The sequence below is a fragment of the Nostoc sp. DedVER02 genome, from assembly GCF_034530675.2.
Classification (GTDB): domain Bacteria; phylum Cyanobacteriota; class Cyanobacteriia; order Cyanobacteriales; family Nostocaceae; genus Nostoc.
Genome location: NZ_JAVRCP020000015.1, coordinates 100,135 through 126,841, shown reverse-complemented (window position 1 = coordinate 126,841; position 26,707 = coordinate 100,135). Strand labels below are relative to the sequence as shown.

The following is a 26,707-nucleotide window of genomic DNA, read 5'->3' as shown; positions in this document are numbered from 1 at the left end:
AGTGGGAAGAAACACTTATCAACCTAGTAAAAATACTATCTTTTCTCGTCGTCTCAAAGCAACTTTAGTAGTTTTATTGGTTTGGGGTGGCGTGAGTTTACTGCACTGGCTACCAGAAACACAATGGTTGATGCTGGGATTAACGGCAATCCTGACTGTGCAAGCATTACGGATGCTATTAGCAAAACCAGCAGCGGCGGTAATGGAGAGTGAGATTAATTTACCGCCAGTCTCGATTTTAGTTCCGGCTAAAAATGAAAGTTCAGTTTTGGCTAATTTAGTTTACAGCTTATACCAATTGAATTATTCTAGCGATTCTCTCGATATCTGGATTGTTGATGATGGTAGTACCGATGAAACTCCCCAGATATTGAGGGAATTACAAACTCAATTTCCATCTTTGCAAGTTCATCGACGCGAATCAAAAGGTGGTAAATCAGGGGCATTGAATGCGGTGTTTCCCTTTACCCAAGGCGAAATTATTCTAGTCTGCGATGCGGATGCTCAATTACCTACTAATTTTCTCCAGCAAACAGTACCTCTGTTTCAGAAGCAAGCGATCGGTGCAGTGCAAGTGCGAAAAACGATTTCTAATGCTAATACCAATTTCTTAACCCGTTGTCAGCAGATGGAAATGTGCTGTGATAGCTTTTTGCAAACCCATCGCATTGCGATTGGTGGAATGTCTGAACTGCGCGGTAATGGAATGTTAGTTCGGCGGGAATTGTTAGAAAAGTGTCATGGTTGGAATGAGAACACTGTCACCGATGATTTGGATCTTTGCTTCAAACTCTATTTAGCAGGTACAGAAATTGAGTTTGTGACAGTTCCTTCAATTCAGGAAGAAGGTGTAACTACTTGGGAAAAACTTTGGTATCAACGCTGTCGTTGGGCTGAAGGTGGCTATCAGCGTTATCTAGATTATTTTCCGCAAATTCTGACTTTAGGTTGGGCGAAAGAAGTTGATTTACTATTGTTTTTTCTATTACAATTTATTTTGCCAATCGGACTAATCCCAGACTTACTTTGGACAATATTTTATAGCCATCATTCCATTCTGTTTCCACTGCAAACACTACTTAGTATTATTCTGACAATTGCTTTTATTGCTGGACTTTACCAATTTCAAAATTTACGAGGATGGCCTTTGCTTTGGGCAACAGTGCAAGCATCATTATATATGGTGCATTGGATTCCTGTGATGATTTTAACCACTTTTAAAATGTGTGTGCAGGAGCGATCGCGCTGGGTAAAGACTGAGCATCGTGGTCGAATTACTTAGGTAAAGTTGCAGTATATTCTATAATTAGGTAGTAAAGTCTTTAACCAGTAAGCTTTTGAAGTAAAAAATCTCCGAATTCAATTTATAGCAAATGGTGTCAGCGATTCTTCATTTTTAGAAAGTAGGGAAGCAATACTACTGTTCCACTGGTGGCTAGTATTCAGAAAACCGTTGGATATGGAGGCATAATCAAAAGGCGATCTTTCGGATGCATTTTCACACAGAGGGAAAAATATTATTTATTACTTTTACTCGTGTTGTAGATAAAATCGTTCAACTAGATCGACAATTAAATCACATGGATCTTCTCCTCTTTCCTTAATGAAGAGCATTTCCTTCAAATGCTCCTTCGTCATGAAGAGAATGACTCTGCGACGGCGACTGTAAATATTATTTCGCTGGATATGAGCGCCATCGTTAGGAAGTTTGTTGCACACCATTATTGCAAGCTTACCCATAGGCTCTGTCAAGTAATTATCAGTTTGAATTACTTCCTCATGTCCAATATCTGTTGCATCATAATTTTTGAACTCAAATAGCACCAATCTTGCTTCCAGTTCACGAAGAAGCAAGCCCCAACTGTGTTTTTCATCAAAATTTCGATTTGGAAATACTGCATCGCGTCGATTTGTACCAGAGTACGTTCGTGGCTGAATAATTGGTCTTACCAACGGCGGGACAAATAAAAATTCAAGAATTTCTACACACATATCTTCAAATTCTCGCCAACCTTTCTGACCAGCAGGACAGTTATCAAGCCGATTGATAAAACCAGTAATTCGGCTCATTAAGCGTGACCTACACTGGCAGTAAAGTACTTGGAAACTAGATCGGTGTTTTGAAGGAGAAGCCGCTTTAACTCTGTTCCATCAACAACACGGATTGGGATACCAGTTAATTTTGGAGCATCGCTTACCCAATCAAGAACAACAGATGTGAGATTTCCGTTTGTAACAAGCAGTACCTTATCAATCTTTGGATCGTTCTTTACATAACCGATCAATTGCTTGAATGTTCGCAAGTCAGCACGGGAATCACGGTAAAATTTTGTTTCAACTGCATATACCTCCCGATTTTCAGCACCAAAAGGATCTTTATGTCGGAATTCAACAATAGCATCAATGCCTGAATCACTTTGTTTGCTCTCCGATTGCACATTGATAAAACCTAGTTTCTGAAGAAGATCCGTAATCAGTTGCTCAAAGGTGTGTGGAGACAATTTCTCAAAATCAATCTCCACAGTAGAGCTAAGTGCGTTAACGAGCTTTTCTAAATTTTCCTCTATTCCACTTCTCATATCAAAAAACTGATATGTAGCAAATGATGATGGAATCTCACAATCCTCTAAAAGAACAGGTAAGAATGTGATATCTCGGTTTTGCAACTCTTTCAGTACAGCTTCAGTTTCTTTGCTTACCCAATGGGAGTTTACCAAATGTTTGGACAAGAGAAGCAGAAAATAGGCACTTGCTGAAACTGCGGAGCGAATAGATTCAGTCCAATGCGTTCCTGGATAGAGTTCATAATCATCTAACCATACATTGATATTCCGCGATCGCAGACCTTCCATAATTACTCGTGCAACTGCTTTATCGGCACTTGCATAACTTACGAAAACTTGTGGTCTTGTCTCCAAGTTATAAATATTGCTCATCTTCCAGTTTTTTGGCTCAGAAGCAGAAGAAAACTACTCATACTACTAACATAACTTATAGGTGTTAGACCTCTCTATTAGCAAAGAATCCGCTCTTGCTCTTTGACCGTTAAAATCCATTCTTCTATAAAGTTTCGCTTAGATTCGATATGTATGAAAGATTTCTCTTCATCGGTTAATAATTTTCCGTGTCTCCACCGCAAACGAATGTAATTTCGTATTGAAAGTGATAAGTACAATACACAGGCTCGTGTTGACAGCGACAAAAGATGCTGTTTATTAAGCGGATTATTTGAGCCTCCACCAGTAACATTATGAATTCCTAGAGGAAAGGAATGGTTGCTTGTTGAGAATAATCTATAGAGTGCTGACTGTGCTTCTACACCGATTGAGTCATTGCTTATTTCGCTTAGATTACGGAGAAAAGCTTTGTCACCTTTCAACAATCTCTGCTTTAGTTTGTTATCAAGATTTTGATAAAAATTAGATTGCGTTAAATATAATGAAGTACATTGTTTTATCCATTTATAGAAAGAAGATGTACTATTGTCTGAATCAAAACCCAACAATTCTATTATCTTAAGCATGTCACATGATTGATGATGCGACAAAAGATGGATACGAAATTCAAACTCTTCTTCAGATAGTTTATCAATGCAGATGTACTTAAAGACAGAGAACGCCTCCATTACGTCTCTAGTCAAACTAGCAATAGATGAAACATCTATATCTATCCATCTTTCGTTACTAGTCTCTAAATTCGGTAAGAGACGTATAACACTTCCAGTATGTTGAACTATTTTTGTAAATAACATTTCACCATAATAGGTACGGTTTGTAGTGCAATTTATTCCTGTTTCCAAAATAGAAATTTTGTATCCAATCTCGTATACATTGTGTAGTTTTTCAATAATCGAATATAACCGAGTCATTTTAGTAAGTTTTTAGATGTAGATGGGTTGCGCGATTGTAACACAAGCTATTGCTGCACTAGGCAACAGTTTGAAGCTTACACCTTGGTTGCACAGGATACTTTAAGCTTTGCCGTTATACTATTGAGCAATCGGGGTTCAGGAGGTTATCGGTATGTTGACAATATTCAATCACAAGCGATCGCCATTTCCAATAAATTCCCAGCCTATAATGACCCTAAACAGATCCAATAACAACCAAAGGACTAGAAAGAATCATGTTGGATTTGCTGATTCAAAACGGGTTAATTTTCGATGGCTTAGGTTCTCCACCTGTGCGCGGAGATATTGGTATTCAAAACGGCCGCATTGTCACCCTTGCACCCTCCTTAACTACCCCAGCGCGTGAAGTGGTTGATGCTTCGGGGTTATGGGTGACACCTGGATTTATAGATATTCATACTCATTACGATTTAGAGTTAGAAATTGCACCAGGATTGAGCGAATCAGTTCGTCATGGTGTTACTAGCGTGGTTATTGGTAACTGTAGCTTGTCAGTTGCGATCGCCCAACCCCAAATTTTAGCTGATATTTTTCAGAGGGTAGAGACACTTTCCCATCGGCTGATTGCAAAATGGTTGAAAAAGTCGGTTTCCTGGCAGACACCAGCAGAATATTTACAGCATTTGCAACAGCTACCCCTCGGCCCCAATGTTGCCCCAATGTTTGGACACAGTGCCTTACGCGCTCATGTGATGGGGTTAGAACGCAGTTTAACTGTTCAACCGACAAAATTTGAACTAAAACTTATGCAGCGCATAGCCATAGATGCAATAGATGCTGGCTTTATTGGTATTTCTATTGATATGTTTCCTTGGCATCGGATGAGTGGAGAATGGCAAGGCTACACAATTCCCTCTCAACACGCCAAATTTAAAGAATATGCGATGTTGGCGGATTTGTGTCGGCGTAGCCAACGTGTTTTTCAAGTCACCCCCAACTTACAACGACTAGCTTCCTTTGCAGACATTCTGCGGATGGGTTCAGGGATTGGACAAAAACCACTGCGGCTAACTGTCCTCTCAGCCTTAGATGCCGTACACGATCGCAAACTATGGCGAATATTTTCCCCCCTACTTTTTATTTGGAATCGACTTCTAAATGGGAATGTGCGCTTTCAAACCCTAACTGAACCCTTCACCATTTACTCAGATGGATCTGTAACTCCCTTATTTGAAGAATTTTCCACAGGCGCACAACTTAATGGCTGTCAGTCACGAGAAGAAAGACAACAACTATGGGCATCGGAAATTTTTCGTCGTCAGTTTCGCCAAGAATGGCTCAATAAACGGCGTAAATCATTCCATCGTCAGTTAGATTTGATGGAAGTTATTCATTGTCCCGAAGCAAGTTGGCAAGGGTTAAGTTTTGCGGAAATTGCTCGTCAAAACCAACAAGAACCAGTAGATTTATTTATCTACGCATTACAAAAATACGATACAGATTTACGTTGGGTAGCCACAGGAGCGAACGATCGCCTAAAACCCCGTTTAGCGATGATGCAGCATCCTCATATTTTGCCTGGTTTTACTGATGCTGGCGCTCACGTGCGTAACCTGGGCTACTATGATGGAGCTTTATCTTTACTCAAACAAGCAGTTGCAACGAAATTCCTTTCACCGGAAGCTGCGATTTGCCGCGTTACCGGAGAACCTGCTGGTTGGTTTCGTCTTGATACGGGAGTTATCAAAGTTGGTGCGAAAGCGGATATAGTTTTACTCGATCCCAATGCTTTAAATCAGCCAATTAGCCCGCAAGTGCAGATATCAGATCCGGTTTTAGATGGCGAACTTCGGATGGTTAAGCGTGGTTCAGATGATATTGTGCAAGGGGTTTATATTAATGGGGTTCGGGTTATTTGTCGGGGGAAAGTGAGCGATCGCTTGGGGCGTGAAAAGTTGGGAACAGTTTTGTTTCCTTGTTGAAGTATCTCACGGAGAGTTGTACCGACAATCACTCCTCAATGGCTTGTAAAATTTAAACAGCAATAAATTCCTCCATGCTTATTCTTATGAATGTAAAACTCCAGATCGACAAAGACAAGCTACAGGCAAACACTAATATAAACATAAATAAAGAAACAGAAAACGAAAAAGTTCTATGTTCTCATTGTCAGCGCACTGCTACGAACGGTATTAAATGTAAAGGTATTTGTGTGGCTGATAATGACTATTAAGGTATAAATTATATCGTTTAGCATTGAATTGCTGTTACCCCACACCAGCAATCACTTGCCCAATATCTTGAGGAGTTGCACCTGTTGCTAACATTGCCCTAATCAACAATTCAATTGATACTGAAGCATCGCCATTTTCAGCTTTAGCAATCCGAGGTTGGCTGGAACTAATTTTAGCAGCAAGTTCACTTTGAGTCATCAGTTTTTGCCGACGCTCCTTCAAGTTTTGGCTGAGAGCTAGCTTAATTTCAACCAAGACAGTTTCTTCAGATGTTAACTCCAAAAAATCTGAAGCTGTGCCAATTTTCCAGCCTTTAGATTCCAAACGTTCTCTCTTAGCTTGATCCATCACATTACTCCTATTGATCGTTATCGTATTTGCTCAGACGCTTTTTGCAAACCTCAATTATCTTCTTGGATGTTGTTCTCGTTGTTTTATTAAAGACTTCAACAATCAAGATTGCATCGTCATCAATTCGATAAATGATTCTCCAGTTTTTATCTGCATCTCGAATACGTAATTCATGACAGTGAATTCCTATACTTGGCATAGGGCGTGAATGTGGCAACCCAAGGGATTCACCTTCCTGTAATTGTCTGAGCAGAACACCCGCTTCTATACGTGCTTCTTGACTGAAAGGTGGGGTTTTAACTTCACCATATAACCAAACTAAAGGTTTACTTTTATCTTCCATTCTGTATTTATATCATATCTGATATATCGATATAATATACCTATCCAAGGGAACTTTATCTGTAGGGCGATCCCACTCTTCGCACTAAACGGATATGATTTTACTTGATCCCAATACTTTGAATCAGTCAATTAGCCCGCAGTGTCTATATGAATCCAGCTTCAATACAATCACCTAAAATTCCAGTTCTTGGCCCTTATGAAGCACAATGCTTTTCAAAATACTTTAAAGGTATAGACTCACTCCTAGCAAATAGATTTTTATTTGGTTTTCTACCGAATGAAGAACATATAACTTCAATTTTATGTGAATTACTTGATGAACGTGGCTCACAGTTACATCAACTTCATTATAGTCTGTTGGATTTGAATAATGATCTTAAGAAAAATGGTGGTCTTTTACATGCTGATGTTTCTATATCAACAACTGATTACAATAAGCACCAGGAGCATGATCTAACTCAGTCAGATATTGGTATTGTTGTCGAGTATGAAGACAATATCGAACCTAATAATAGTTTTAGTAATGGTATCTTGCTTCAAGCTAAGAAATTATTTCCGGTTAGGAACTCTGACTATGATCTAACTTCAGCTTACGAGTCTTTCGATCCAGCACAGCATGAGCGCCTTGAGAAATTGAATAAGTTATATATAGACAAAGGATGTGGCGATGAGTGCATAAAATACTTAATGTATAACCCTTCCCTAAAAGTAATTCCAAAGTATGAACAACAAAAAATATTACATCGACAGATGAAGCTAGATGCAAAGTCAATCTTTGATTTTACTATTGGTTTGCAAAGATATAGAGAGCTTCTTGAGGGAGAGCAATCTTCAATCCTTAATTTAGGATGTCTTTTTACCTCTATTGAGAACATACACGGGCTTGCTAAAAAAGCAGCTAAAGCTAGTAAGACAAAGCAAACTTTGTATAAGTTCACGTTACGCTCACTCATTGATTCTATAAATGTTTATGAGAGTTCGCTGTCTTACTTCTTCGTCTTTGATCTCATGATGAGGGGAGCGGGTTGCTCATGTGAAGAGTTTATCAAATTCGTTTATTCTGGTTAAAAAACAGACATTATAAATGAACTAGAAGTTGCGCCACCAAAGTATTATATAAAACTAAGGATTACTGCTGCTGGTGAACAGTGATTTCCACACATTGCGCGATCTAAAGCACTAAACCAAGGATTAATGATAGAAGGTTATGACATGAATTCTAATCCTCAACAAAGTTTGAGAAATCGGATTAGTAATCAAATTCTGGATCATCCTTTTACAGATTATTGGGATATTTTTATTCTTAAACATCAACATCCAATTAATATTACTCTACACATTCTGGGAATATTATTTTTTTACAGTTTACTTTTTTATACTTGGAAGTCGCAAAACTTTTGGTTGCTCTTGAGCTTACCGTTAACTCAATTGGTGGGATTAACTGGGCATTTTCTATTTGAGCGTAGCCATATTGATTTACAAGATGCTGTTTTTTCTTGGCGGGCTTCTTATTGTTTAGGTAAAATGTTATTTAGAATTTTGACAGGTAAATACCGAGATGATATTCGCCAAAGACAAGAAATATTAAAGAATTATCTATCAAACAATTATGCAAATCTTCAATAATTGGAATGTAATTGCTAAGGGTTGGTATATTGCCTGTCCTAGTCATGAAATACCTAAAAAAACAGCAAAATCTGTAGAAGTATGCGGTCATAAAATTGCCATTTTTAGAGGTGAAGATGGGCAAGTACGGGCTTTAGATGCTCACTGTCCTCATTTGGGGACAGATTTAGGAATCGGGAAGGTTGATGGTAATTGGATTCGTTGTACATTTCATCATTGGGCATTTGATGAAACAGGGCTTTGTCAAAATATTCCCTGTCAATCAGAAATTCCTAGTCAAGCTAAATTACAAGCTTATGCAACAGAAGAAAAGTATGGATTTATCTGGATTTATCCAGATGTTAAAGCACCAGAGGGAGTAGCTGATTTTGATGAATTGAAGGGAAAAGAAATTGTTGCAAAAGCTGATATTGCATTTGAAAGAAATTGCCATCACCATATTTGTATGATGAATGGGATTGATGCTCAACATTTAAAAACAATTCATCATTTAGATATCAAAATGGATCTATCGCTAAATCGCAGTGAATTAGGCACGCAAATTGACTTTACAATGCGGGGACAATTCCCAAAAACTACTTGGAGAGAAAAGTTAGGTCAAAGATTTCTGGGTTCTACATATCAGTATTCAATGCGTTATGCTCATGGTTGCATTGGGTTGTTAACAATGATGAAGGATGTCAGGCTTTTTCCGCCACTGTTTATGATATATGCTTATACTCCAATTGCACCTGGAAGAACGAGAATTCAACCGATTTATGTAACTGAAAAACGTCAAGGTATTGGGGGATATCTACAAAGTCAGTTTTTGTTATTCTGTACTCGGTTAGCTTACTACATGCTCAGAGATGAAGATGGCAAAATTTACGACAATATTCGCTTTAATGCGAAGTTACTCCTTAGCATCGATCGTCCATTAGCTGAATATATGGAGTATGTAAATCAGCTAAAACCGTCTCGATGGTCAAAAAATAGGGGCGTAGAATAGTACATTGGGCTACGCGATCGCTAACCAAACAAAAGCTTTGGTAATGTTCGGTTTCTCAACCTAACCTACATCTGAATTATTTTGTAGAGTGGGAAATGTCACCAACTCTGATTGAAAAGGTACAGAATTGTAGTGTAAATAACCATTCTGGAATCTGTCACATTATACCGTAAATTTACCATAATGGTCGATAAAGTTTTAATGAAATATCATACAAATCGAGTTTAGGTAATTTCCGCGCAATGAAGAGTTTGCTGATTCCTGTTCAAAATTTGCAACCAAGCGATCGCACCGCCATGTATGCGTTGCTGCAAAATCACTTCCAAGGTATAACCTGGGATGGGTTTCTAGTCGATCTAGAGCGCAAAAACTGGGTTTTGTTGTTGAGAGATGAAACATCCAACGCACTCAAAGGATTTTCAACTCTGATGTTATGCCAAACAACTTTTTTGGGAGAAAAAATTAGTGTGGTGTATTCTGGCGACACTATTGTTGATCCTAGTGCTTGGTCGAGTACAACACTACCACGTAGTTGGATTGCCGCTATCAATTTTCTGCGTCAACACTATGCAGAAAATAAACTTTACTGGCTGCTAATTTGCTCTGGTTTTCGCACTTATCGTTTTCTCCCTACTTTTTGGCAAGATTTTTACCCACGTTATGATGTTACAACACCTGCGGATGTTAAGCATCTAATGAGTAATTTGGCACGCGAATACTATGGTAGTTTATACCAAGAAGCAACTGGTATCGTCCATTTTCAGCATCCCCAAATTCTTCGTGAGGGTTTGATTGAAATCCCCACAGGAAGACAGACTAACCCCCATATCCAGTTTTTTGAAGAAAAAAACCCAGGTTATCGATTAGGGGATGAATTAGTTTGTTTAACTGAAATTAACTATGACAATCTCACTCGTGCTGGAAAACGGATGTGGGAGTCAGAATCATCGTTACAATTTGTGCAAGATTGTGTTCTTGTTTAACTTTTATGGCATTTACAAATCTACAATCAAACTTTAATAATCCGACACAATTTATAGAAGGATGGTACTGGGCATTATCATCAAAAAAATTAAAAACTGGTAAGGTAAAAGCTATAACTTTACTAGGTAGGAATCTGGCAATTTATCGGGGAGTTAGTAGTCAAGTAGTAGCTGTAGATGCTTATTGTCCACACATGGGCGCTCATTTAGCAGAAGGTAAGGTAGAAGGTGATGGAATTCGTTGCTTTTTCCATAATTGGAAGTATGACAGTCACGGAATTTGTGTAGATGTTCCTTCTCTCGGAAAACCACTACCTGTGTATATTAAAACTTGGCACACGGCGGAAAAATACGGCATGATTTGGGTTTGGGTGGGAGAAGAGAAGCCAAGTTCTCTGCCTTTTGTACCAGAGTTAGAACAGGCAGATTACGATTATATATTGGGGACTCGATTTGTCAAAAACTGCCATCCTAATGTCTTGCTAATTAATGCGATTGATGCTCACCACTTCAATACAGTACACAATTTGCCTTTAGAGATTGTATTTGATTCTCAAAACCTCAACCCCAACGCTATTACCTTCAGCAATACTACACGAGGAGGGGATGATTCCTGGTTAATTCGCCTGATTCGCCCTCTATATCGCAACGAAGTTACTTATAGTATGTGTTACTGGTATGGCAGTACTGGTACTGTGACGCTAGGGCCGGATTTTCTGCACTTCTACATTATATTTACACTGCGAATGATAGAAGGTGGCAAAACTGAAGGGCAAACAATTCTTGTCACTCCCAAGCGTTCAGGATTTTGGGGATGGGTTTTAAATCGTGGTTTATTATGGTTAACTCAGCAGGTTGGTAATTACTTCGCCAAAGGGGATACGCAGGTATTTCAGACAATTCAGTTTGATTTGAAGACTCCTACTAAAGCAGATCAATCTATTCTGGAATTTATTCAGCACGTTAATCATCAGAAAGCTTTAAGCTGGGAAACTTGGGACACTGTTAATCGGTATGAGGATGCAGTTAATTATTAAACGAACCGCCTCGATAATGTTTCTAATTCAAGTAGGATTGCTATATAACCCGTAATTAACTTCAATTTAATAAGAAAAATATGGATTGCAAATATAATATTGTAGGTTTTGATCTACCACACACTAATTCTCATGATAGTTTACGACGGATATTGACAGCAGTATTACCTAATCAAAATAATTATGCCAATTACCCCCAATTAAATTATTGGAATGCTGATTTTTTCAACTTACAGAAAACCAAACTTTTTCAAGAATCTAATATTACAGAACAAACTGCTATTCTAGAACTTGCCAACCGTAGCCTGTTAGAAGAATCATATTTCATTGAGAAAGCGGGCGTTGGCTATATGGCAAAAATGGTACTGTTAGCAGAAACAGTTGAAGAACGCATTCTTTATGGATTGTTTACGGCTGATGAAGCTACCCACCTTCACCAAATTAGCCAGTTTTTACCAGAAATGGAAGTAACTAGTACGGACGATCCATTTTTGCACTTACTATCAGAAGTGGTTGAAAGTGCAGATAAAACAGTTTTATTGTTTGTGTTGCAAGTCGTTTTAGAAGGATGGGGTTTAAGCCATTATCGGCGTTTAGCAAAGGAATGTCGCTATCCAGTTTTAGCAAAACTTTTTTCTAGTTTTTTACAATCTGAATCCCGTCATCACGCTACGGGAACCACCTTGTTTAATCAAATTACTGTTTCAGCATTCAGTCAAACAACAATTCTTGATGTATTGGCACAGTTTTTGTTTATGGTACAGGTGGGGCCGCAAAGTTTACTTGTAGCAATCGAACAAGTGAAAGGACATCTGACGCGATCGCAAAAAATCCAAATTCTAGAAGAACTGGATACTGAAACCCACAGTGGAACTCGATTACAAATATTGCGATCGCTCATGGGGATAAAATCAGCCCAGTCTATCCTGCAAAATTTAGAAGAACGCGGAGCCTTTGAACCACTCCCCGCCCATCAATGTGTGTAACAAATCTCAATTTTATCTCTGCGTGAAATAAAAACGAATATGGAAAAAACTATTTATCGCAAATTACAAATTAACCACACTCGCAACAAACAGCAAGACCATACTGCTTTAATGGATGAAGCTGTCACCAACTTTCGCTATGAGGATTGCCAAAACGAGTATTGGAATCCAGAAGAGTTTTCCCTGTTATATGGTACACCTTTATGGGAACAGTCTACTCAACATCAGCGTATAATTTTGAACCAACTTTATTGGGTAGCTTACTACTCACAAATTGTTTCTGCTGAAATTGCCACGATCTTTTTCAATCAAACCAGTGCAGCCGGACTTTACGCCCAAGAGGATTTTCGCTTAATCTGCGATACATTAGATTTGGAATCCGCCCAAGAGCGATCGCACATTAATGCTTTCCGCACCATTGCCAAACAGGTTGAACAAGCGTTATTTTGGGAACTTATCTTTACATACCCCATGCGCGGCCCCTTCACCGAAACGATGGTTTATGCTGACACCAATGCCTTAAAAACTTGGTGGAAAAAAATTCAACTTCAATACTTTGGGCTAATTTCTGCGAATAATACTTTTTTGGCTTGTCAATATTTTACAGTTCGGGGAGTGCGGACGCTAAACGGCAAGTTAATACAGCACAAACTCAGCAATTATTATCAAAAACATCCCCATCCTGAAACTGCTCCAATTCCGGCTCAAGTCTCCTATTATCACTTCATGGATGAAAGCTTTCACTTTAATAGTTCGACAATTATATCTCACGATGTTGTCACTTGCCTTCAGCCACCAACTGCTTTTGAACGACTGGTTGCTAATTTAGGATTGCTGGGCTGTCAGCGCGATCATTTCCATTTTTCGGCTGCGATAAACGGGATTTTTTGGTACGAGCCGGCGCTGTATGGCAAGATCTATCGGGTGTTGCGATCGCCAATTTTTGAGATGAGTGACAGAGATGCTAAAGAAATGATGCGGCGTTGTTTTACGGAGGAGTCGGAAGGATTACAGCGCAGTTTTTCAACTCATCAGGAGGCGATGAAATCTTATCAAGTGTATATTGAAAAACTCGATTATCTTTGGCAACGTAATCGAGATATGTCGCTGATGGCTACTAATTCAATTTCTCGATATTTGGCAACTCAACAAAGGGCTTTTAAAGGTTTTGAACAGCGAGAGGATTTGTTTATATCTCACGCATAGACGCAGAGGTGCAGAGAGGAATAGAAGAGTGTAGTTTAGGTAAAATTATTGCGTATTATGGCTGAATTATGTAAGATATCGTTTCCAGAAAGTGATTTTGTTCCTATCACTTTGGAATGTCATCAAAATTTGTCTGAACATCTCACAATTCAGAATTCACCTGTTTTATTTGGTTGTCGGACTGGTATTTGTGCAACTTGTTTGGTTGAGGTTATTGGTGATATTCCGCCTCCTCAACCTGATGAACAGGAAATGCTGGAGACATTAGCGACTAATAACCCTCATGCGCGGTTAGCTTGTCAGATTGAGGATGTTACAGTTAATATTGAAATTCGGAGACTGAAAGGATAAATTTAGTTAATGTTGTAAGGTTGAAATTTAGAATTAGGCTTAATGGCACTGAAGTTTATACTGAGATTTACTTTTTGCTAAATAATTTGAAAACATCACCAAAAAATAAAAGCTATGCATCTCGATCATTTTTTCCCCATGATTATTTTCCTCATATCAATAGGTTTTATGGGTGCGTTCTTGATACCCTTTCTTTTAAATACTTTATTGGATCAAAAGAGTTCCTACAAAACAAATATAACTAATTCTAGTTACTACTCTCATGACACAGATAGTAGTTGGAATTCTTTAGATGCTGCAAGTTATGGCGACGGGAGTAGTAATGACTCAAGCAGTTGCGATAGTGGGGCATCTGATGGGGGTGGTAGTTGTGATAGTGGCGGTGACTAAATCTTTGAATTAGCTGTAATTTCTATGCCATATCAAATAAACAATCAGCTTTTTTTATACCTAATATCGCATTTGTCAGTTTTTTGAAACGTTGGGTTTGCTAGCGCCAACCAACCTATTTACTTGTTTAGTTGAGATTATTGGTAATATTCCTCCTCCTGAAACTGATGAACAGGAAATGTTAGAGACTTTAGCACCTAATAATCTTCATGCGCGGTTAGATTGTCAGATTAATGTTACAGGTAATGTTGAAATTCGTGGGGTTTAGGTGATGATTTAAAAACAATTAAAAGAGCAAGTATGGATTGGTTAGAGCGCGTCGCAAAAATTCGTAAAACTTGTAACGTACCAGCACCAGCCCGAAATGTTGCTATTGCTAGAGTCTGGATAGATGAGATATTTTCCGAGCTATTCGCCTTTAGTGGTAAGCTGTTGCGAGAGGGAGCGGTTGATGTACCCACTCAACCAATGTTTAAAACCTTTGAAGTTACTGGACACCGAAGAGACTTAGACTCAGAGTACAAAATATTAGAAGCAATCGCTCAAAAATATACAAATAATAGAGAAGTAAAAGGTAAAATTGAGTTATTCACGGAGAGAGAGCCATGTGATTCGTGTGAGTATGTCATTAAGCAGTTTAGGCAGACTTTCCCGAACATTCAGCTAAATGTACATCACGGAAACATTGCGTAAAGGAGTCGGTATAAATGTCAATTCGCAATTTACCCGAACCACTTCAGCTTATTTTTAACGAAAATCAGCTTTCACCATGTTCAGATTTGGAAATAATTCAATTTGAACAACAACAAGGTATTACTTTGCCCAGGATTTACAAAGATTTTCTCAAGATGATGGGACATGGTGCAGGTAAGTTTTTGCGTGGTTCTGATTGCTTTTACCAGCATCTACCGCAAATTAAAGAATGGGCTAAACAACTTTTGCTAGAAAATGATTTTCCTGAAGCTTTACCAAAGGATGCTTTTGTATTTTTCATGCACCAGGGTTATCAGTTTAGCTTTTTCAGGCTTTCAGAAGGTGATAATCCACCAACTTACTCATATTGCGAAGGGCAGGAAGAGTCTTATTTTGTTAAAAGTCATGATACGTTTAGTGATTTTTTAGCGGTGGAAATACACCTTTATTTAAAGTCTTCGATGTCTGTAGCGAGTTAAATAACAGTAACTAACTGAATTAGAAGCTAGTTGAAATTATGTGTTAGCTTGTAGCTCGTCTTAGTCGGGAATTTATCTTGTTCTTACCGATATGTAAGGGACTATCCCCATTGTTCTCCAACAACCAGCGCCGATATCCTTCAATTTCTGAACCACCGTAGTTGATGACAAGTTCCAACCCAAAGATTGCTAGAACGAAAAAATACTCGCCCCAAGCAGTCTGAAGAATATCAGACTCATGAACCATTTGTACCTCTGAACCAAATTCGTCAATCCACGTCTCATTCATGTCATAGATTCGGCGTGAGTGATGTGGCCAATGTGGTATATTACCTCGGCGGGCATGATCTCTTATAGGATCAAGTTCTGGGTGATCAACTATGTAATCGATTCCACCAGAAGTATCTAATAATCGTTTAGCCATTAATTCAAGGGCTGCCTTTGCCAAAAATCTTGAGATGATTTTGTCAGATGGTGGTTGACCACCACTCGGAAGAATTAACTGTCCTCCATCATTTTGGAAAATATGTTCAACTGCATTCAACGGAACGTCAATCATTCCTACGAAAGGGCTATCAATGTATCGATATGCAGTAACAGGAAATTCTGGTAAGAGCATTCCTAATATTGGTGGAATTAGACTTCTCTTGTTTGGGATAGCTTGATGAAAACGGAGAGACATCAGTGCAGGAGCTTCAAGAAAAGGTTTTTCTACTTTCCGTGCAAAGTAGTTGTTACAAGTATCACAAACTACTCCTTTAGGAAGTATGTTCGTGGTGTTACCAAGAGACTCTGGAATAATATGCTCAACACTTCTAGATTTACTTGAATCATTTTTGCAAAAAATGCAGCGCATTATTCTAAACCTCCTTATGCATTGTTTAACTCACAAACTTGCTTATTTTAGCTGAGTATTAATATACTATACTACATTAGTAATACATAAGGCAACATTTATACTAAATTAATATTTATATTACTGATACTTTAAGGTGAGATAGTTAATATAATCCACTTCTATATTTTCACTTGATAGTTCTGTACCTTTGGCAATCCCTCGCAGTCGAGACAAGTTACCCTTTTTTGATTCAGAACTAGTTTCTCGCTGTAGCGACTCTAACAGGGTTTGCACTAATGCCCAACGATCGCTAATTGGTAACTCTAATACCTGCTTTTGTAATTGTTCTAATGTCATTATCATTTTCCTTTCTCAGGCTATCTCACCTTTAATTGTAAATTAGCTCTTTTGAAATTCGATATATACAGCAGTGCAGTTCTACTCAAGACATTGCCATAATTTAAATACGATCGCTCCCACCCACTATGCAATTTGCAGATTTCTGGTATATTGTCGCCCTCAGCGAACAGTTACAACCTAACAAGGTATTATCACGCACCGTTTTAGGAGAATGGTTAGCGATATTTCGCGGTGAAGATGGACAACCCGTAGCTTTGCGCGATCGCTGTTTACACCGCAATAGCCGTATATCATCAGGTAAAATCTGTAACGGTGCTTTACAATGTCCCTATCATGGTTGGGTATATGACGGGGTTGGAAACGTTATTGCAGTTCCAGCCGAAGGAGATGATTTCAAACCTTCCCCACAGCGTCGAGCCAAGTGTTACGCTACCAAAGAACAGGATGGCTATGTTTATGTGCGGTTAGCCGATACGCCAAGTATTGAGACTGAACCCTTTTCTATGCCTCACTACGGACAAACAGGATGGGAGACGGTACGGGTAATTAACCGTTTTGCTAACAATGTGACTAATTGTGCGGAGAACTTTATTGATATTCCCCATACGGCTTTTGTTCATCCTGGGGTTTTCCGTACCTCCCGCCAACAAAAGTTAGAGATGACTGTAGAACGCTGTCATGGTTCGGTTTTGGTGGAGTATCGCAACGAAAACAGTAATTTGGGATGGTACAGCCGTTTTCTGAATTTGCAGAATGCAGAGATTAAACATAGCGATCGCTTTTATATGCCAAACATTACCTCTGTAGAGTATAAGATGGCACATAATCGCCATTTATTCATTACTAGCCAATCTATTCCAGAAACCGATAATTCAACTCTGGTTTACACAGATGTCACCTACAACTACGGTATTTGGAATAAGTTAGCGCGTCCCTTTGTGCGGTGGACTGCTCAACATATTATCCGCCAAGACGTGGAAATTTTGGGTATTCAGGGAGAAGCGATCGCTAAATACGGGACACAATTTTATAATACGTCTGCGGACACAATTCATATATTTGTAGAGTCGATTATAGCGGCTATATCTCGTGGAGAAGATCCGCGTTTATTGCCAAATCAATCAGTAGAAGTTACATTTTGGGTTTGAAAATAATTTGTAATTACCCCCCTTAATCCCCCCTTGTAAAGGGGGGAGATTGGAAAATCCGGTTCCCTCCCCTTTATAAGGGGAGGGTTAGGGTGGGGTAAAACCCATGTTTAAAATCAGTGTGAGCAATCAAAAGTGGAAATACAAAGCTTTGCACAATTACTAATTTTTGGTACTTTTATCGGATTAGTTGGTTGGACTATTACCAATCAGCTTGGACAAACTCAATTTAAACTAAAAACTCGTGAAGATTGGCTAATAGATGGTATAGGATTAACGATTCAAGGAATTTTAATTCCCTTACTCCAAGCTACTTTAGTTTATGGGCTTTATCAATATTTACTACCGACTCAACAAGGATATTTAAAAGTATCATTATTTCCGGCTTTTATTATCAGTTTTGTTGTAATTGATTATTTCTATTATTGGAATCATCGTTTCTTGCATACTAAATTGTTGTGGAAAGTTCATCAAGTCCATCATACTGTTACTCAGATGGATGTATTAGGAACTTCTCGCAACACACTTTGGACAAGTTTGTTAATTATATATTTATGGATACACACTTTATTTGTATATCTGTTAGCCGATCCCACAGGTTATTTACTTGGAGTCAGTCTAACTTCTGCCTTAGATTTATGGCGACATAGCCGCTTAATCATTCCTGTAAATACCAGGCTATATCAATTCTTATCTACTTGGTTAATCTTACCACAAGATCATGCTTGGCATCATTGCCGTGAAATCCACAATTATAACTATGGGGCTAATCTGAAAATTTGGGATAAGTTACATGGAACATATTATGAAAGCGAAAATTTGCCATCTATAATTGGAATTTCTATCTCATTAAACTTGTTCCAAAAACTTTTATTCCCATTTTCATGACAGTTATCAGCAAAATTCTTTCGTTTTTTCCTACCTTTATATTATTGCTAACTGGTGCAGCAATAATTTACCTTGCCTATTCACCCAATATCTTCAGCATTTTGGCAGTGTTGCTTTCCATTTATGGGCTACCAGTGCTAGTTTACCGTTTGCATGAATGGGTTTATCCTGTGCGCGAGGGTATTAGTTATCTACTAGGTGAAGAATATAGTCCTTGGTGGGGTAGTCATCAAATCCAGGTAATTTATATTGCAATTCCGGTGTTGGAAGCAGTGCTGCGACTGATTCCAGGGGTATTTTCCTGTTGGTTGCGATTGTGGGGTGCTAAAGTGGGGCGAGATGTATACTGGACAACAAGATTGGAGATTGCCGATCGCAGTTTATTAGAAATTGGCGATCGCGTCGTTGTCGGGCATGGTGTCGGTATCTATTCTCACATCATTAAACCCCGCAAGCAAAATCTAATGTTGTATGTCAAAAAAGTCCAGATTGGCAGCAATGTTTTTGTGGGAGCCGGATCTAATCTTGCTCCTGGTGTAGTCGTTGCTGATGGTTCTTATTTACCAGCAGCCACCAAGCTTTATCCTAATCAAAAGGTGCAATAATGCGTCCGATTATTCAGCTTTTTGGGCAAATTCTCGCGCCAACTGCGAGGCGATTTTATCGAGCTTTGGATAACCCATTAATGCAGACATATGTACAAAGGGAAATTTGCGATCGCCTAATTAAAAGCGAGTATGGTAAAACTTTGGGGATTCATTCTGTAGACGATTGGCAACGTGTACCAATCGTAGATTATGATGCACTCGAACCCTGGTTAAATCAGAAACAGCAGCAAATTGCCCTCACGCCAGAACCTATTTTGTTCTATGAAAAAACCTCCGGTAGTAGTGGGGCGGTAAAATGGATTCCTTATACTCAATCTTTGCGGCGATCGTTTAATCAGATGTTTTGTGTATGGGCGCATGATTTGATTGTACATGGCCCGAAATTTTCCACAGGCAAGATTTATGCTTGTATCTCGCCGCAATTAGATGTAGCGGATAATCAAAGTTTACAGAATGATTTAGATTATTTAGATGGCTGGTTGCGTTGGTTTTTGCGCCCTTGGTTGGTGATGCCAAATAAACTTAATCGGCTGCATGATGCGAACTTGTTTAAACATCAACTAGCTTTGGCATTATTAGAGGCGGAAAAACTAGAAATTATTTCTATTTGGAGTCCTAGTTTTCTCCAAGTACATTTAAAATATATTCAAGAAAATCAGGATTTATTGCGAACAGAATTACACAATCGGATTTCACATCATCGGCTGCAACTCCTCACTGAAAGTAATATTCCCTGGCTACAACTCTGGCCAAATTTGAAGCTGATTTCTTGCTGGGATAGTGCCAATGCAGCAGATCAAGCTCAGGGATTACGATCGCAATTTCCCGGTGTATTAATTCAAGGTAAGGGACTACTAGCAACCGAAGCGCCAATAACGATTCCCTTGATTGTCTCTGGGGGATGCGTGCCGATTATCGATGAAGTTTTTTTTGAGTTTGAGGATGATGCTGGTTCAGTGTATGGTTTACACGAACTCAACATTGGCAGGGAATACACGGTTATTTTATCGCAGAAAGGGGGATTGTATCGTTATCGAATTGGCGATCGCATCCGAGTAACTCATTATTATCGCCAGACTCCTTGTTTAGAGTTTCTCGGACGGCATCAATCTGTCAGCGATTTGGTGGGCGAAAAGTTGCAAGAAACCTTTGTAAATAACGTTTTGACTCTGTTGAACTTGCAAGAAACTAATTTTAAAAGCTTAATGCCAGTTGCCGATCCTCCCCACTATATTTTATTACTAGATTCGGCAAAACAAACCCCAGAAATTATTGCCGAACAACTAGATTTAGCTTTATCAGAATCATATCATTACCAGAGAGCTAGAGCTATCGGTCAACTTACACCACCACAGGTTTTAATCTCTAATCAAATTCCTGAAGTGTTAGTTTCCCACCGTATGCGTATTGGAAGTATTTGGGGAGGCATTAAGCATCCAATTCTGGCAACATCACCTATTAGCAATGAACTTTTACAAGAATTGAAGTTGCAAATTGCCCAGAAATAGCTAATTTACAACGGGGTATGAGAATTATCAAATGCTGTTAGCGTAGTCGTATTTGCCCCCACGTTCAAGAGCGCGTTCATAAGCCGGTCGTGTATGGATGCGATCGATAAATTGCTTAATCTGAGGACGGCTTGAAATGAGTTCGGCTTGGGTAGCGACTATTTCGAGGGGAAAACTCATTTGGATATCGGCGGCGGTGAATTCTTCGCCTACAAACCACGTACTCTTACGAAGTTCACCTTCGATATAGTCAAAGTGAAGCTTAATTTGGGGTGCGATAAATGCATCTTTTACGCTGCTGTCTCCTGTACCAAAATTGCTGAAGACGAGGTTCATCACCAGAGGAGGCATTGCTGAACCTTCGGCGTAATGTAGCCAATAAGTATAGCGCAGACGTTCTGGCGTACCAGATGGCGGGATTAACCGACCATTGCCGTAACGATCTACTATGTATTCGATGATAGCTCCCGACTCAGCAATAGTCTCTTCTCCATCCGTAATCACTGGTGACTTGCCGAGTGGATGAACTTCGCGCAGTGATGCTGGTGCTAGCATCGTTTTCTGGTCACGTTCGTAGAACTTAATTTCGTAATCGACACCTAATTCTTCAAGCAGCCATAGCACACGCTGCGATCGCGAGTTGTTAAGATGATGAACAATAATCATAATAGCTACTTTTTTACAATTGGGTTAAGAAAAGCTTTTACATAAATCCTAATTAACTTATCATTATTTACTCAACTCTTCATCTATCTGGTGGTTTATAGCTTTTCCTAATCAAATGAGGTACATCATAGTCCCCTCCTCGCTTGTGGGGAGGGGATTGGGGGTGGGGTTTTTGTATCTCACCAGACCGGGAAATGCTGTATCTAAATTTAATTACCAATCGAGGAATATTTAGCTTAAGTACAGCGCAAATAAACCACCATTTAGCCTTTATGCAATGCAAATTGCGAATTGCAAATTGGCATTTATCCACATATTATTTTTAATTTTTGCTAGTTTGTGGTTCAATAAAATACTTTTAAACCGCAGAGGCACAGAAAACGCAGAGATTTTAAGAATTACCTTGAAAGAGTTAGTTTTGAGCCAAAGACTCTCAGCATTAAGCCAAAAAGTGATCGATAATTCAGATTTTTGTTGGCTACAAACCCACAATTATAAGCAGGGAATGCAATAGCATTCCCTGGTGATTCCAGCTTTAACTTGCAAGAATTAGCTGGCATCGGCTTTGTTGTGGGCAACGTTAGAAAGTTTGATGGTATAGATGAATATAGGAATAATTGAGTCTTACAGTAACGGGTTTTTAGAAGTTGTACCAGAAAGCGATTATTGGCAGATTGTAGCTATACACATCAATGGCCAAGCTTATTGCCCTACTCCTCGGCTTTATCGTTCAGAAAAACTAGCATTGGCAAAAGCTGCACAAATTTATGATTGGCTAGCTAACCATGAAGGAGAAATTAGTGATGGGGCTTGTAACTGCTCTGAATTGAAACTCATTTTATGGCAGCAACCGAAAGTATCTTAAATTGCTCTTGTATTAATAGCTTCTCAAAAGAGGCAGGGGCAGGGGAGAAGAATTTTCCCCTCTGCCTCTTCTTTGATTATTCTCTCCTTAAATCTAACTGTACTTGCAATCCATCGTTGTCACTGCCAGACTGAGCGGGTGTTAATAAAACCGAATTATCTGGCTGTGATAATGATTCGTTAAAACGGATTTTGACTGGAGTTTTATTGTCTCTTCTATTATTGTTAGAGATGCTTGCTGGATTAGTTCGCTCAAAAAACTTTCCAAAGTCATCTTGGGCAGTTCTATTATCAATTCCAACTAGTGAATCACCTGTTGATCTGTATTGTCCTGAATTTAGGCTTGATGCTGGTAACTGTGCATACACCTGGCTACCTAAGCTTGCAAAAGCTGTAGTAATTCCCAAAAAAGCAATAGTTTTGGCGTTCATTTTTTTTGTCCAAATTATCTTTAATATTGCTTGTGTATTATTCTCTGGGTAAATTATTTGAATCAACTCTATGGCTAGGTTCTACTACAATAATTTTATTGCGTATATACTTAGCGCGTCAATGATTTTTGCTCTGTATTGCGTAAAATAAACAGAGACGCGATGAATCGCCGTCTCTACAATAATCAGTTTTTTATATTGACGGCGGATTATCGGGTCTTTGTGATGATTTATTGCATCTTTACGCTCTAGAATTTCCATCAAAAAACCTTAACCGAACCGTATTGATCTATAACCTCGGCATTCTTTTAGACAGTATGATTATCTAGTTTAGCTTCTCAGCAAATTGCACTTAAGTTTGCCTAGTCGTCACAAATACCGCCTCACCTCAAATTCTCACATTGCATAAAGGTAAAGTTATCATTGCACCGGATTTTAACAATGTCTAACGACAAGCTACTTTGCATAACACTCCAATTGTAAAAGGCGATCGCCTACGACGGTCTACGCTTGCCTATTTGTGTTGAATGAGAGAATAGCGTAGGCGTAGCCCGTTGTAGACATCGCTCCACCAACGCAATCATACAAGCGATCGCTAATCAATATCATTCCTGTTCTAAAATCCTTTGTATATCTTGCCCAGCATAGAGAATCCGCACAATTTCAATGCTTTCATCTTGCTCAAAGTAAAAAATTAGATACTTTTTAAATCCCTTAACAGCCCATTTACGTAAGCCTTGTAAACGAAGATTATCCAGAGGATAACGGCTACCCATTCCAGGCATTTTTGCTAACTGTGCGAAAGTTTCTCTTACAGAGTCAAAGAACAAAAAAGCCGTATCGAGGTTTTCTTGGGCAATGTAAACAAAATATTCATCAATATCTAAACTGGCTTTTGGTGTAATGACTATCCGCTTCGTCATTGTTTCTCTTGATGCAGCTGGTTTATCAAGTGTGTGCGTTTTTGCTGCCACCATTCATCATTAACTTCTATTACCTCTCCACTTTCAAGTCCTACAATTAAAAGTTCTTCTACATGTTTTTGCATCTTGCATTTTTGGTCTTGAGCGATCAATTCTTGGAGATATTCGCTAACTGAACTGTAGCCACCTTGAGCGACTTGTTCTTCAACAAAGGCTTTCAGCGACTCAGGTAAGGAAATATTAATGCTATTCATAACCTTGGCAGTGAGGTTAAACTATTTTTTCTATCTTATCAAAGTTGTTAGGTGTTGTTTTTGAGGAAACGTTTAACGATCGCACCTTGGTTGATGAGAGAATAGCGTAGGCGTAGCCCGTCGTAGACATCGCTCCACCAACGCAATCATATAAGCGATCGCACTGGTCATACTTGCAGTATTTTTCTTAAAGTAGCACAGTAGTGATTGAACAGCGATCGCTCAATCTTCTTTCTGGTAATAAAATTTGCTACTTTTAAACAGCAAGCCTGTAGACGTTTCTAGATATTCAGTATGCCGTTAAGTATCTAGGGTGTATAGTAAATTCAGCCTAATTAAGCCAAATCGCAACCGAATTAGTTGATTTTGCTATGCCAAATGAGCTTTTACAAATTTTAGTAGCTGCATTTATCGGTGTTGTTTCTGGGTATCTGATTAATCAATTACCCCCACTCAGAAGCTTTCGGGGTAGCTGGTTCTTAGTTACTGCTGTAGTAATTGAACTTGCTCTTTTGGGAGGAATTTGGGCATGGTTGTCTGGAGAAGTTGCTAAAACATCAAATGTCAGAGGATTAGTTCAAATGATTGCTGCTGCTTTGGTGGGAGCTTTTTTAGTGAATATTCTTCAACTCATCTTTGGTAACGCTTGGGGTAGACAGTCTCCACAACCAACACCCCCTCAGCCAGGGACAAATCCGGGAACTGTTGTCAGAGGGACAACCATGAAAGGAAAAGGAAATAAAGCAAGAGTTACTAAAGGAGATGTTTGGGTAGAAAATACACAGATAGATGGCGAAAACCAAGAGTTTGATGTGACAGATGGTGTTAATCCTCCATCTTCTCCCCAACAAAATAATCCTCCGAATCCATGATTATTGCTAATCGCACAGAGGAACTTCGATTTTTTAACCAGATGGTGCAGGGAAGCGTTGCCAAACGGGTGTTACTGATTGAAGCTAAATCTGGTTTAGGTAAGACTCAATTACTGGCACGTTTTAAGCATACTCTGCCTCAAAATATACTATCTGTGCAAATGGATCTCAAAACAGCACAGCTAGGAATTCCTTATGTCTTTTCTTGTGTACGCAAACGTTTAGGAAATGAACGTTTTCCTCATTTAAACGCTGCTGTTGGGCAATATCTCAAATCGGGGATAGAAGTCTCTAATACTACGATGATTGGCAAAGATAATCAATTGAGCGTAGTTTTGTCTAATGTGGATGAGTCTACACGCAATTTTCGCTTGACTGAACTAAGAGAAGCATTCTTTTACGACTTGCGGAAAATTCCTCAAACATTAGTCTTTTTGTTTGATTCTTACGAAAAAGCCATTACCGAACTGGCAGACTGGTTAGGAGGCGAATTTTTAACTGAGGTTGTTGATACAGAGAAATTAATTGTAGTAATTGCTGGGCAGAAAATTCCTCAACCGACAATTGAGTGGATGGATTTGCATCACTGCTGTCGTTTAAAAGCGATTTCGGAAGCAAAGGCGTGGTATGAGTACACCCAACAAACTGGATTGCGCCTTAATCAAGATCAGGTAACAACGACAATACAGATACTAGAAGGGCAACCTGCTTTAATTGTGCAATGGTTAGAAACGCTAGCGAGAGAACGGCAATGAATCATGAGTTATTGCAAAAGCTAGCAAAAGCACAAACAGACGAAGAACGTTCTTGGATTGTGACAGAGAGTTTACTCTCAACGCTTTCGCCTGAGTTAGCGTCAGCAGCTTATGCGGCAGCAGTGCCACACTGGTTTAATGCAGATATTTTGGCAGCACTGCGCCCAGAACTGCAAGCTCAGTCATCTCAACTTTATACAGAATTACAAACTTTACCTTTTGTTGAAGAGTTTTTTGGAAGAGGGCACAATGTTCATGATTTGACGCGAAATCTGATGTTAAAACACTTGTGGCATGAGCATCAAGATGAATTTCTTACGTTGTCACAACGGGCAGCAGAGTATTTTTTCAGCAGCAATGAGCGTCAAAAAACTATAACTGAACAACCAGAAACTCAAATTGAATGGCTGTATCACTTGATTGTAGTTGACCGGGAGTGGAAAGGCAGCGAGTTTTGGGATTTAGCCCAAAAGTGGAACAATAATTTTCGTGTTGCGGAACTAGAATCGCTGATTACAACATTATTAGAACAGATTGCAGCAGAGCGAGTGGCAACACCTGCTAAAGCAGAGGTTTATTATTTTGCAGGTAAAGCAGAATTTCGAGTTTATAAAGTAACAAAAGCCTTAGAGCGCTACGAAGCAGCATTGGCATTCTACCGCGACACAGGTTCTCGCTTGGGTGAAGCTAATACTTTAGTAGAAATCGGCATTTTACAAGAAAATTTAACTTTAGGTTTAGAGTATTGTCAGGCAGCGTTAGAACTGTATACCCAAATTGGTGATAAGTATAGCCAAAGTCGTAATTTGATTTACTTCACATCTAAAATTCTTTTAAAACTGGGAAGGCAAAAAGAGGCTGTAGATGCGCTCAATCGTGCTATTGATCTTGCTAGAGAGGTTCCTTATGAAATATTTGTAGAATATGCGACAGCCAAACTCAGAGAAATTCAAGTTCTGTAAGTTGGGTTGAACGAACGCGAACAGCGATCCGTAGGGAAGTAAAACCCAATAAACTCTTGAAAATGTTGGGTTTTTGAGACGCGATAAATCGCCGTCAAGACAAGTGTTTTG

General features: G+C 39.0%; 32 protein-coding genes. 21 read left to right on the top strand and 11 right to left on the bottom strand.

Going from position 1 to position 26,707, the window contains the following annotated elements; all coding sequences use genetic code 11:
- Position 1: 1 nt before the first annotated feature.
- Positions 2-1,282, top strand: coding sequence for a glycosyltransferase (locus tag RMZ41_RS17015; RefSeq protein ID WP_322642433.1), 1,281 nt, complete (start codon positions 2-4; stop codon positions 1,280-1,282).
- A 248-nt stretch (positions 1,283-1,530) separates the two neighbouring features.
- On the opposite strand, the gene RMZ41_RS17010 is transcribed toward RMZ41_RS17015, so the two are convergent.
- The 3 genes from RMZ41_RS17010 to RMZ41_RS17000 form a co-directional block, all read right to left on the bottom strand.
- Positions 1,531-2,070, bottom strand: coding sequence for a hypothetical protein (locus RMZ41_RS17010; RefSeq protein ID WP_322642432.1), 540 nt, complete (start codon positions 2,068-2,070; stop codon positions 1,531-1,533).
- On the bottom strand, positions 2,070-2,936 hold the full coding sequence (locus tag RMZ41_RS17005; RefSeq protein ID WP_322642431.1) for a TIR domain-containing protein: 867 nt from the start codon (positions 2,934-2,936) through the stop codon (positions 2,070-2,072). The genes RMZ41_RS17010 and RMZ41_RS17005 overlap by 1 nt, the downstream gene beginning before the upstream one ends.
- Positions 2,937-3,013: 77 nt before the next feature.
- Complete coding sequence (locus RMZ41_RS17000) at positions 3,014-3,868, bottom strand: DUF5677 domain-containing protein (RefSeq protein ID WP_322642430.1); 855 nt, start codon at positions 3,866-3,868, stop codon at positions 3,014-3,016.
- Between the two features lie 257 nt (positions 3,869-4,125).
- On the opposite strand from RMZ41_RS17000, the gene RMZ41_RS16995 reads away from it, so the two are divergent.
- Positions 4,126-5,832 (top strand): D-aminoacylase, encoded by a 1,707-nt coding sequence (locus RMZ41_RS16995; RefSeq protein ID WP_322642429.1) that lies wholly within the window; start codon positions 4,126-4,128, stop codon positions 5,830-5,832.
- Between the two features lie 285 nt (positions 5,833-6,117).
- Here the strand turns inward: RMZ41_RS16995 and RMZ41_RS16990 are convergent, their stop codons facing one another.
- Both RMZ41_RS16990 and RMZ41_RS16985 read right to left on the bottom strand, forming a co-directional pair.
- A complete protein-coding gene (locus RMZ41_RS16990; protein ID WP_322642428.1) occupies positions 6,118-6,432 on the bottom strand; it encodes a helix-turn-helix transcriptional regulator in 315 nt (104 codons plus the stop codon).
- 10 nt (positions 6,433-6,442) lie between these two features.
- Complete coding sequence (locus tag RMZ41_RS16985) at positions 6,443-6,778, bottom strand: type II toxin-antitoxin system RelE/ParE family toxin (protein WP_322642427.1); 336 nt, start codon at positions 6,776-6,778, stop codon at positions 6,443-6,445.
- Between the two features lie 149 nt (positions 6,779-6,927).
- Between RMZ41_RS16985 and RMZ41_RS16980 the strand changes: the two genes are divergently transcribed.
- From RMZ41_RS16980 to RMZ41_RS16930, 11 genes are all read left to right on the top strand, one after another.
- Positions 6,928-7,848 (top strand): hypothetical protein, encoded by a 921-nt coding sequence (locus RMZ41_RS16980; RefSeq protein WP_322642426.1) that lies wholly within the window; start codon positions 6,928-6,930, stop codon positions 7,846-7,848.
- Positions 7,849-7,992: 144 nt separating this feature from the next.
- Positions 7,993-8,406, top strand: a complete 414-nt coding sequence (locus RMZ41_RS16975; RefSeq protein WP_322642425.1) for an Mpo1-like protein — start codon at positions 7,993-7,995, stop codon at positions 8,404-8,406.
- Positions 8,390-9,394: an aromatic ring-hydroxylating dioxygenase subunit alpha gene (locus RMZ41_RS16970; protein WP_322642424.1), complete on the top strand. Its 1,005-nt coding sequence runs from the start codon at positions 8,390-8,392 to the stop codon at positions 9,392-9,394. The genes RMZ41_RS16975 and RMZ41_RS16970 overlap by 17 nt, the downstream gene beginning before the upstream one ends.
- A gap of 242 nt (positions 9,395-9,636) precedes the next feature.
- Complete coding sequence (locus tag RMZ41_RS16965; protein ID WP_322642423.1) at positions 9,637-10,377, top strand: hypothetical protein; 741 nt, start codon at positions 9,637-9,639, stop codon at positions 10,375-10,377.
- Between the two features lie 5 nt (positions 10,378-10,382).
- Positions 10,383-11,414 (top strand): aromatic ring-hydroxylating dioxygenase subunit alpha, encoded by a 1,032-nt coding sequence (locus RMZ41_RS16960; RefSeq protein WP_322642422.1) that lies wholly within the window; start codon positions 10,383-10,385, stop codon positions 11,412-11,414.
- Between the two features lie 80 nt (positions 11,415-11,494).
- Entirely contained in the window at positions 11,495-12,400 is a 906-nt protein-coding gene (locus RMZ41_RS16955) for a ferritin-like domain-containing protein (protein WP_322642421.1), read from the top strand.
- 39 nt (positions 12,401-12,439) lie between these two features.
- Positions 12,440-13,606, top strand: a complete 1,167-nt coding sequence (locus RMZ41_RS16950; RefSeq protein WP_322642420.1) for a P-aminobenzoate N-oxygenase AurF — start codon at positions 12,440-12,442, stop codon at positions 13,604-13,606.
- Positions 13,607-13,663: 57 nt separating this feature from the next.
- Positions 13,664-13,957: a 2Fe-2S iron-sulfur cluster binding domain-containing protein gene (locus tag RMZ41_RS16945; protein WP_322642419.1), complete on the top strand. Its 294-nt coding sequence runs from the start codon at positions 13,664-13,666 to the stop codon at positions 13,955-13,957.
- Positions 13,958-14,444: 487 nt separating this feature from the next.
- The gene (locus tag RMZ41_RS16940) at positions 14,445-14,615 is read left to right on the top strand and encodes a hypothetical protein (RefSeq protein WP_322642417.1); all 171 of its coding nucleotides are present in this window, start codon (positions 14,445-14,447) and stop codon (positions 14,613-14,615) included.
- Between the two features lie 32 nt (positions 14,616-14,647).
- Positions 14,648-15,040, top strand: a complete 393-nt coding sequence (locus RMZ41_RS16935; RefSeq protein WP_322642416.1) for a deaminase domain-containing protein — start codon at positions 14,648-14,650, stop codon at positions 15,038-15,040.
- A gap of 14 nt (positions 15,041-15,054) precedes the next feature.
- Positions 15,055-15,519, top strand: coding sequence for an SMI1/KNR4 family protein (locus tag RMZ41_RS16930; protein ID WP_322642415.1), 465 nt, complete (start codon positions 15,055-15,057; stop codon positions 15,517-15,519).
- Positions 15,520-15,562: 43 nt separating this feature from the next.
- Here the strand turns inward: RMZ41_RS16930 and RMZ41_RS16925 are convergent, their stop codons facing one another.
- Both RMZ41_RS16925 and RMZ41_RS16920 read right to left on the bottom strand, forming a co-directional pair.
- Complete coding sequence (locus tag RMZ41_RS16925) at positions 15,563-16,375, bottom strand: HNH endonuclease (RefSeq protein WP_322642414.1); 813 nt, start codon at positions 16,373-16,375, stop codon at positions 15,563-15,565.
- Positions 16,376-16,495: 120 nt separating this feature from the next.
- Positions 16,496-16,714, bottom strand: a complete 219-nt coding sequence (locus RMZ41_RS16920; protein WP_322642413.1) for a hypothetical protein — start codon at positions 16,712-16,714, stop codon at positions 16,496-16,498.
- A 128-nt stretch (positions 16,715-16,842) separates the two neighbouring features.
- Here RMZ41_RS16920 and RMZ41_RS16915 point away from each other — a divergent pair, with 128 nt between their 5' ends.
- The 4 genes from RMZ41_RS16915 (at position 16,843) to RMZ41_RS16900 (ending at position 20,869) form a co-directional block, all read left to right on the top strand.
- Positions 16,843-17,865 carry an aromatic ring-hydroxylating dioxygenase subunit alpha gene (locus tag RMZ41_RS16915; protein WP_322642412.1) on the top strand — a complete coding sequence of 341 codons (1,023 nt, stop codon included), beginning with the start codon at positions 16,843-16,845 and terminating at the stop codon, positions 17,863-17,865.
- Between the two features lie 135 nt (positions 17,866-18,000).
- Complete coding sequence (locus RMZ41_RS16910) at positions 18,001-18,753, top strand: sterol desaturase family protein (protein ID WP_322642411.1); 753 nt, start codon at positions 18,001-18,003, stop codon at positions 18,751-18,753.
- On the top strand, positions 18,750-19,358 hold the full coding sequence (locus RMZ41_RS16905; RefSeq protein WP_322642410.1) for an acyl transferase: 609 nt from the start codon (positions 18,750-18,752) through the stop codon (positions 19,356-19,358). Before RMZ41_RS16910 ends, RMZ41_RS16905 begins: the two co-directional genes overlap by 4 nt.
- Positions 19,358-20,869, top strand: coding sequence for a GH3 auxin-responsive promoter family protein (locus RMZ41_RS16900; protein ID WP_322642409.1), 1,512 nt, complete (start codon positions 19,358-19,360; stop codon positions 20,867-20,869). The genes RMZ41_RS16905 and RMZ41_RS16900 overlap by 1 nt, the downstream gene beginning before the upstream one ends.
- A 27-nt stretch (positions 20,870-20,896) precedes the next feature.
- On the opposite strand, the gene RMZ41_RS16895 is transcribed toward RMZ41_RS16900, so the two are convergent.
- The gene (locus RMZ41_RS16895) at positions 20,897-21,535 is read right to left on the bottom strand and encodes a glutathione S-transferase (RefSeq protein ID WP_322642408.1); all 639 of its coding nucleotides are present in this window, start codon (positions 21,533-21,535) and stop codon (positions 20,897-20,899) included.
- Positions 21,536-22,136: 601 nt separating this feature from the next.
- Between RMZ41_RS16895 and RMZ41_RS16890 the strand changes: the two genes are divergently transcribed.
- Positions 22,137-22,400: a hypothetical protein gene (locus RMZ41_RS16890; RefSeq protein WP_322642407.1), complete on the top strand. Its 264-nt coding sequence runs from the start codon at positions 22,137-22,139 to the stop codon at positions 22,398-22,400.
- 76 nt (positions 22,401-22,476) lie between these two features.
- Here RMZ41_RS16890 and RMZ41_RS16885 read toward each other — a convergent pair whose 3' ends face one another.
- The 3 genes from RMZ41_RS16885 to RMZ41_RS16875 form a co-directional block, all read right to left on the bottom strand.
- Positions 22,477-22,830, bottom strand: coding sequence for a hypothetical protein (locus RMZ41_RS16885; protein WP_322642406.1), 354 nt, complete (start codon positions 22,828-22,830; stop codon positions 22,477-22,479).
- Between the two features lie 605 nt (positions 22,831-23,435).
- Positions 23,436-23,753 (bottom strand): type II toxin-antitoxin system RelE/ParE family toxin, encoded by a 318-nt coding sequence (locus tag RMZ41_RS16880; protein WP_322642405.1) that lies wholly within the window; start codon positions 23,751-23,753, stop codon positions 23,436-23,438.
- Positions 23,750-24,007, bottom strand: coding sequence for a type II toxin-antitoxin system ParD family antitoxin (locus RMZ41_RS16875; protein WP_322642404.1), 258 nt, complete (start codon positions 24,005-24,007; stop codon positions 23,750-23,752). The genes RMZ41_RS16880 and RMZ41_RS16875 overlap by 4 nt, the downstream gene beginning before the upstream one ends.
- Positions 24,008-24,378: 371 nt before the next feature.
- On the opposite strand from RMZ41_RS16875, the gene RMZ41_RS16870 reads away from it, so the two are divergent.
- The 3 genes from RMZ41_RS16870 to RMZ41_RS16860 are packed head-to-tail and all read left to right on the top strand — an operon-like array spanning position 24,379 to position 26,596.
- Positions 24,379-24,879, top strand: a complete 501-nt coding sequence (locus RMZ41_RS16870) for a hypothetical protein (protein ID WP_322642403.1) — start codon at positions 24,379-24,381, stop codon at positions 24,877-24,879.
- Complete coding sequence (locus RMZ41_RS16865; RefSeq protein ID WP_322642402.1) at positions 24,876-25,634, top strand: hypothetical protein; 759 nt, start codon at positions 24,876-24,878, stop codon at positions 25,632-25,634. The genes RMZ41_RS16870 and RMZ41_RS16865 overlap by 4 nt, the downstream gene beginning before the upstream one ends.
- Positions 25,631-26,596: a tetratricopeptide repeat protein gene (locus RMZ41_RS16860; protein ID WP_322734380.1), complete on the top strand. Its 966-nt coding sequence runs from the start codon at positions 25,631-25,633 to the stop codon at positions 26,594-26,596. The genes RMZ41_RS16865 and RMZ41_RS16860 overlap by 4 nt, the downstream gene beginning before the upstream one ends.
- The last annotated feature ends 111 nt before the right edge of the window (positions 26,597-26,707 follow it).